Origin of the sequence: Kocuria subflava, from assembly GCF_012163155.1 — a bacterium.
GTDB classification, from domain to species: Bacteria; Actinomycetota; Actinomycetes; order Actinomycetales; family Micrococcaceae; genus Kocuria; species Kocuria subflava.
Map to the genome: position 1 here is coordinate 1 of NZ_JAAVUN010000030.1, position 6,056 is coordinate 6,056.

General features: G+C 60.1%; 5 protein-coding genes. All 5 read right to left on the reverse strand.

From position 1 onward, the window contains the following. Positions 1–121: 121 nt before the first annotated feature. Positions 122–1,129: a hypothetical protein gene (locus GTW58_RS11485; RefSeq protein ID WP_119933599.1), complete on the reverse strand. Its 1,008-nt coding sequence runs from the start codon at positions 1,127–1,129 to the stop codon at positions 122–124. A gap of 49 nt (positions 1,130–1,178) precedes the next feature. Continuing rightward, the gene (locus tag GTW58_RS11490; RefSeq protein ID WP_081994512.1) at positions 1,179–1,790 is read right to left on the reverse strand and encodes a T6SS immunity protein Tdi1 domain-containing protein; all 612 of its coding nucleotides are present in this window, start codon (positions 1,788–1,790) and stop codon (positions 1,179–1,181) included. Positions 1,791–1,879: 89 nt separating this feature from the next. Beyond that, complete coding sequence (locus GTW58_RS11495) at positions 1,880–2,866, reverse strand: SMI1/KNR4 family protein (RefSeq protein WP_119933600.1); 987 nt, start codon at positions 2,864–2,866, stop codon at positions 1,880–1,882. A 506-nt stretch (positions 2,867–3,372) separates the two neighbouring features. Then, entirely contained in the window at positions 3,373–5,508 is a 2,136-nt protein-coding gene (locus tag GTW58_RS11500; protein ID WP_119933601.1) for a hypothetical protein, read from the reverse strand. A gap of 50 nt (positions 5,509–5,558) precedes the next feature. After that, positions 5,559–6,056 (reverse strand): DUF6507 family protein (locus GTW58_RS11505; protein ID WP_209436540.1); only part of this gene is annotated, 498 nt, incomplete at its 5' end.

Below are 6,056 nucleotides of genomic sequence, written 5' to 3' on the forward strand. Positions count from 1 at the left end.
GCGCCCTGCTCGCCGCCGGCGGACACCGGCCGTGGCGCAAGACCCCTACCCATGCTCATCTGTGAAGGGCCTGAAATTCGTAGCGCGTCGACTTGTTTGCGAATGTTCGACATCTCAGCAATCAATCTATCTCCAGCTTGACATCGCTCAGAAGGTTTGGTCGTGATTTATCTGCAATGCCGTGAACAGTGGATCCGGTATCATGGGAATCGGTTCCGCCTTTTGTGAGATTCTTCTTAATCATTTGCCATCTCAGTTGGGATCCTACGCTGCGATTGACGTGCTTATCCAGCCATTGGAAGTTCTGGGGGGTGTCTTTTCCTCCTAGCTGGAGATCAGTTTTGTGGTCAAGGTCATACTTCGACATGCTCTGGCGATCGAAGTCGTCAGGTGTTCCAATGGATGTTGGATTGTCGATGAAGTCTTTCCTTGAATAGTTGCGGTCTTCTGGTACGCGATATTCAAGCTTGCCTTGCCGGGCTTCTCCGTTGAGGTGATCAATTTTGGCGTGATATTGACGCAGGAGTGACGGGTCCTTCAGTACTCTCTTGTTGGGGCGCAACTCCAGGATGTTGGGCTCGACCCGTTTGGTGGCTTCGGCAGCGGCGCGTTCACCTGTGCGGCTGCTGAGAGCTTCCTTGAACGAGGTGCCAACTTCAGGCATTGGGGGTGTGGTCATATCCAGACGGTAATTACTGACAGTTGGGCCATCAACTATTCCGTATTCACGGCCAAAACCGACGGAGAATTCCTGTCCAGGCTTTGGGCGGATGGATGAGATGGTGTCCTTGGCAGCCATGGAATAGTCCACCATGTTGTTCTTGAACTTGTTAATCGTCTGGACAGCAGGCGCGATCCTGGGCACGGCTCTCTCCGCCGCCGACAGTCCCAGGTCGACGGCTTTGTACTTTGCGTCGAATGCCAGTGCTTTGGAGAAGTCGATGGCCCTAGTGGCTCCGGCGCTGCCTGCTTTGCCCGCAGTCGAGGCCATCTTCCCGGCCTTGCCGGCCACGCTGGTGCCTTTCATGGCGGCACCGGCACCACCGGTGCCCACCGTCAGGAGGATGTCACCGGTGAGCATGCCAGCGGCTTTGGCGGGGTTGTTCTTCCACTCCTCCAGATTGATCATGGCTTTACCGACTTCTTTGAGGCGGTTCCATGGTCAGGACGTACGGATGTCAGTCGGTGGTGATTTCCGTGACGGGGGTGCCGTCTTCCTTGTCCTTGACTTGTTGGAAGATTTGGCCGAAGAGGCCCCAGTGGACTTCCAGGTCGGTGAGGTCACGGTTTTCGATGGTGTTTTGGCCGCCGAGCATGGGTGGGGTTTTGTAGCTGGCGCATTCGTTGAACTGCAGGCCCAGGAGTCGGTTTTTCAGGCGGAATCGGTTGAAGTCATCGCGGTCGAAGTACTGCTCGGCTTTACGGTCCGTGGTCACGAATGTGAGGAACTCGTCCAGCGGTGCGATGACTTCCAGGGAGGCGCTGGCGATGTCACCGGCGACGACCACGGTGGTGCCGTCCTCCAGTACGCCTGCGGCGTAGTGGATGGCTTGCCAATCGGTGGCGAAAACAACCAGGTCGGTGGAGCCTTCCCCGAATGCGTCATGTAGTTGGGATGTGGCTTCGGCTCCGGTTTCATCGTTGTGGACCCTTAGCAGGCCACGGTTCAGGGACGCCCCGCACCAGTCTTCATCGGCCAGGGTGGTGCCGATGGTTTCGGTGGCCCAGGCGGTGGTGTTGGGCAGCTTGGCTGATGGTTTGAGTTTCATGCTCTCCAGTGTCCTCTCCATGGGTGGAGTGTGCGCGTGTGGTGCTGGGTGTGTGGATAAACGGGTCCACCTTAGGACCCTGTGGCGGGGGTGGGGGATGGTGCGTGTGGTCAGTCTTCGCCGTGGACGTAGTGGTGGAGGAGGGTGGCGAGGTTGGGGTAGATCACGCCTGGGGAGGGGCCGTCGGTGGTGATGCTGATGATTTGTCCGGTGGTGCCGTTGGGGCCGGGGGTGGTGTCGGTGACGTAGGCGTTGCCGGTGCCGTCGTCGGTGATGGGTATCCAGCCGTGGTTCCAGAATCCGGGCAGGGTCAGGCCGGTGTCTCCGGAGAGGTTGAAGTTCCGGGTGTCTTCGTCGAGGTCGTCGAAGACTTGTTGCCAGGTTTCGTATTGATCGATGATTTCCTCACAGGAGAGCAGGATCTCTCCGGGGAAGTTGTCTTCGGGGTAGGTTCCCATGCCGTTGTGGCGGGCCAGGCTGGCTCGTAGTTGGGTGGGGAGGGTGAGTCCGAGGGTGGTTTCCAGTGCTGTGATCTCTTCGTCGGTGGCTGGTGGGTTGAGGATCTCTGGGGCTTGATCGCCGAGGTGGTGTTCCACGGCTTCCCAGTAGGGGGTGATGTCTGCGTCTGCGGGGATGGGGGTGGTGATGGTGTGCTCCCGGGATTCGGCGGACGGTTCGGGGGATGCTTCAGCCGGTGCCGGTGCCGGTGTGGGTGTGGGTGTTGGCGCGGCCATGTTCGATGTGGCCGGTGTGGGTGTGGTGTTGCGGTGTTGGGCGATGGTGGCTGGGTCGGTGCCGGCGGGGAGGTAGATGGTGGGTACCGGGGGTGTGTAGGGCACGGCTGAGGGTGGTGCTGGTTGGTTGTTGATGGTGAAGCCGGTGAATCCTTTGGGGAGGATGACGACGGGGTCGGGTTCGAAGGTCTCGATTTGTTCGGGCATTCCGAGGTGGGCGCGTAGGAAGCGGGCGGTGGCTTCCATGTGGTGTTCGAATTGTTCTTGGCCCCATCCGAATGAGTTCGGGGCACCGGAAAGCCACGGCCACGTCGCACGTTCGATCTCCAGCAACAGGTTCTGCAGGGCCGACCCAGGCATCATGGACCACATGGAGCTGTCGTCGATAGCGTGTCCGTACCCCTGTGAATACTTGCCCCGTGGGTCAGTAGCTACGTGGTAGATGGTTCGTTCTAGGTCGTATCGTGATTTGACATGAAGGTTGAATAGTTCGGCGTATCCTGTGAGGTTGAGGCGTCGTGCGCTCCATTCGAGGAATGGTGTGTATGCTGACCATCCGGGGAATGTGGGGTAGGTTTTTGTGGTTTCGCGGATGAGAAAAGCTTCACAGAGGTGGCGGAGGGTGTCGCGGTAGCCGAATACGGCGGCTAGGGTGGTTAGGTGTTCGTAAAGCTGGTCCTCTTCCTTTTGGGACAGGCGTAGTTCTTTCTTGGCTCCTTTGCGGAGGTAGTCGTGAATGAGTTTGGGTGTTTCGGGTGGTAGAGAGTCCACTGCCTGGGCGACCAGTGTGTTGTATTGGGTTGTCAGTGTATTATTGAACATGGAATGACTACTCCTTGGGGTCGGCCTCGTTGGTCATTATGTGGTCTTTAGCCTGTCACCATGTTGATTTTTTGACCGGTTCCATCTCCGCGTTTGATTGCAACGTCCCAGGAATTCTTGATTCGCTGGCCTCTGATTTGTGCGCCAACGCTTCTGTTGACGCTACGGTCCAGCCATTGCATATTTGCTTGATGGTCGACGCCTCCGAGTTGGAGGTCGGTCTTGTGGTCCAGGTCGTACTTGGCGAGCATGGCCTTGCGTTGCCGCTCGGTGGCTGCCCGGAAATCGTCAGCATTGATGCCGTCGGGCAGCCCGAGTTTGATGGCTTCTTCAGGGTCCTTGATCATGGTTATACGGAGATTGGGGCCGCGATCGGGCTTGGTGTACTCCAGGTTGCCCTTGGCGGCCTCGTCGTCCAGGTGTTTGACTTTGGCATCGTATTGAGTCTTTTGATGCGGGGTCCACTTTTCCTTGGGACGAAGGTTCAGCGTTTCGCCTTCTGGTGGTCGGCCAGCGGGGCCAGGCTTCCCGGCGTCGTTGCCCGGCCCATTGGGGCCCTTGCCGCCGGCGGCCGTGTCGGCTCCGTCCAAGGGCGTGGAGCCGGGGCCCGCATTGCGTCCGGACTGCGGGTCAAGAGGGGTGCCGGGGGATTCACTGACAGATGGGGCCCGGCTACCTGCCCGATCCGTGGCCTCCGGCAACGCGTGGGAGTGTGCATTGGATTTGGCGGTGTTGCGCTCAAAGGACTCCCGGAACGTGGTGACCGGTCCGGGGCGGGTGGCCTCTGGGCTCATGCGCGCCATCGTGTGGGCGTCCGGGACCCCGGCCAAGGCTGGGGAACGGCCCATACTGGGCAAACCTGGCATCTTGATGGCAGCCGTTGCATCGACAGCAGCGCTGGCGGCGTTGCGGGTGAACGTATCGAAGCGATTGATTGTGTTCACGGCGGCAGCGGCAGTCGGCATGACTTTGTCCAGAGTTTTAAACCCTGCATTGACCACCCCGGTACGGGCATCAGCGAATGCCCTGCCGTAAATGGCTTTGGAGTCCAGTAGGTATCCCTTGGTGCTGGAGGCGAGGTCGCCCACGGCAACCTTTGGATTCTTGGCCAGTGCTTTGGAGAAGTCGATGGCCCGGGCCCCGCCGGCGCGGCCTGCTTTGCCCGCCGCTGAGGCCATTTTCCCGGCTTTGCCGGCCACGCTGGTGCCTTTCATGGCGGCACCGGCACCACCGGTGCCCACCGTCAGGAGGATGTCACCGGTGAGCATGCCGGCGGCTTTGGCGGGGTTGTTCTTCCACTCCTCCAGATTGATCATGGCTTTACCGACTTCCTTGAGGCGGTCGCCGGATTCTGAGCGGGCATCAGCACCGCGCAGCAGCCCAATGGGCGTGGCAACGGTGGCCACATCCAGTGCCAGGGTACCGATTCCCTTCCAGGTGGAGGAGAAAGTGTCCCAGTCAAAGGGATTCACCAGCGCCAGGGTGCCGGTGACCGCGCCTTTGACGGACTCCCACATCCCGGAGCCAAAGTCCTTGATGCCGTCCCAAACATCCCTGTACCAGGGTTTGTCCCATTCCACGTTTGTGGCCCACGGTGTTTCACCGGCAGCGGTGGCGGAGTTGAGCATGTCCTTGGACATGCCGTTGTATTCCACCCCGGGCGGGGCGGGGGCGCCGTCATCGGGCATGGTGCGGTACTGCACACCACCAAAGATGCCGCTGATCTTGGTGGCGCAGGTGTTGGCCGCCTCATCATGGGCAGTTTTCAAGCCGTTGATTCGATCAATGAGGCCATTGCGCTCATTGATCTTGTTCTCGTCCTTTTCCCACTCGTCGTTACCTGCGATGGAGGATTCGAACGCGCCCACATCGCTCTTGATGGTTCGCAGCTTGTCCTTGAGATCGCGTTCGGTGTCCGCGTAGGTCTTCAGGGCGTCGTAGACGGTTTTGGCATTGTCCTTGACCGTTTCACCGTCACGCTTGGTGGGCAGCAGGGCGGCCAACAAGGTGTCAGTCTCCGGTGCGGAGTAGGAGTACTCCAGGCCGCGCCAGGAGCTTTCAATGTCACCGGCTTTGTCCTCAACGTTTTGCCCGGCATCGCGGATGGTCTTGGCACCATCCTCAACGGTGTCGGCATCCGCCAGCGCAGGAAGCTGGCTGAGATCAATACCTGAACTGCTCATGTGACGGGATCCCTTGGAACGTGGTTGAACGGCGGTGTGATGGTCTGGATTCAGACGGCTTGTTGACCCGTGGGTCCACCGTTGCGGAAATCAGTGGGGGCGGCCTCGGCGGTGTCCAGGGCCTTGATGCTTTCATCCATCATGGTCAGATTCCCCTCCGAGTAGTACGTCAGGGCCTCATTGGTTTTGTTCAGCGCGGTGCCGGTGAGATTCAGGATGGCCTCCAATGCGGGGCCGAACTCCTCTTGGGCGTACCCCGCCAGAGCCTTTGCCACGACGTCGGCCTGGCAGGCGCCCATGACGCGTTCCAGACCGTCGTTCATGTCATCAGCCAGGCCCTGGTAGTCCGTGCTGAGTATCTCGACATCCCGGAGGACCGTTCCGGCGTTGGCCAAGTTGATGTCGTACTGCATGACTGGGATCTCCTGGATCTGGGCGATGAAGCTGGAGGGTCGGCAGGTGCGGCGTGCAAGGGTCCGGGGGCCTCCGGTCCCGCCCCGGCGGCGCGGCGCGGGACGGCCCCGGAGCCGGGGCAAAGGGCGGGCGCG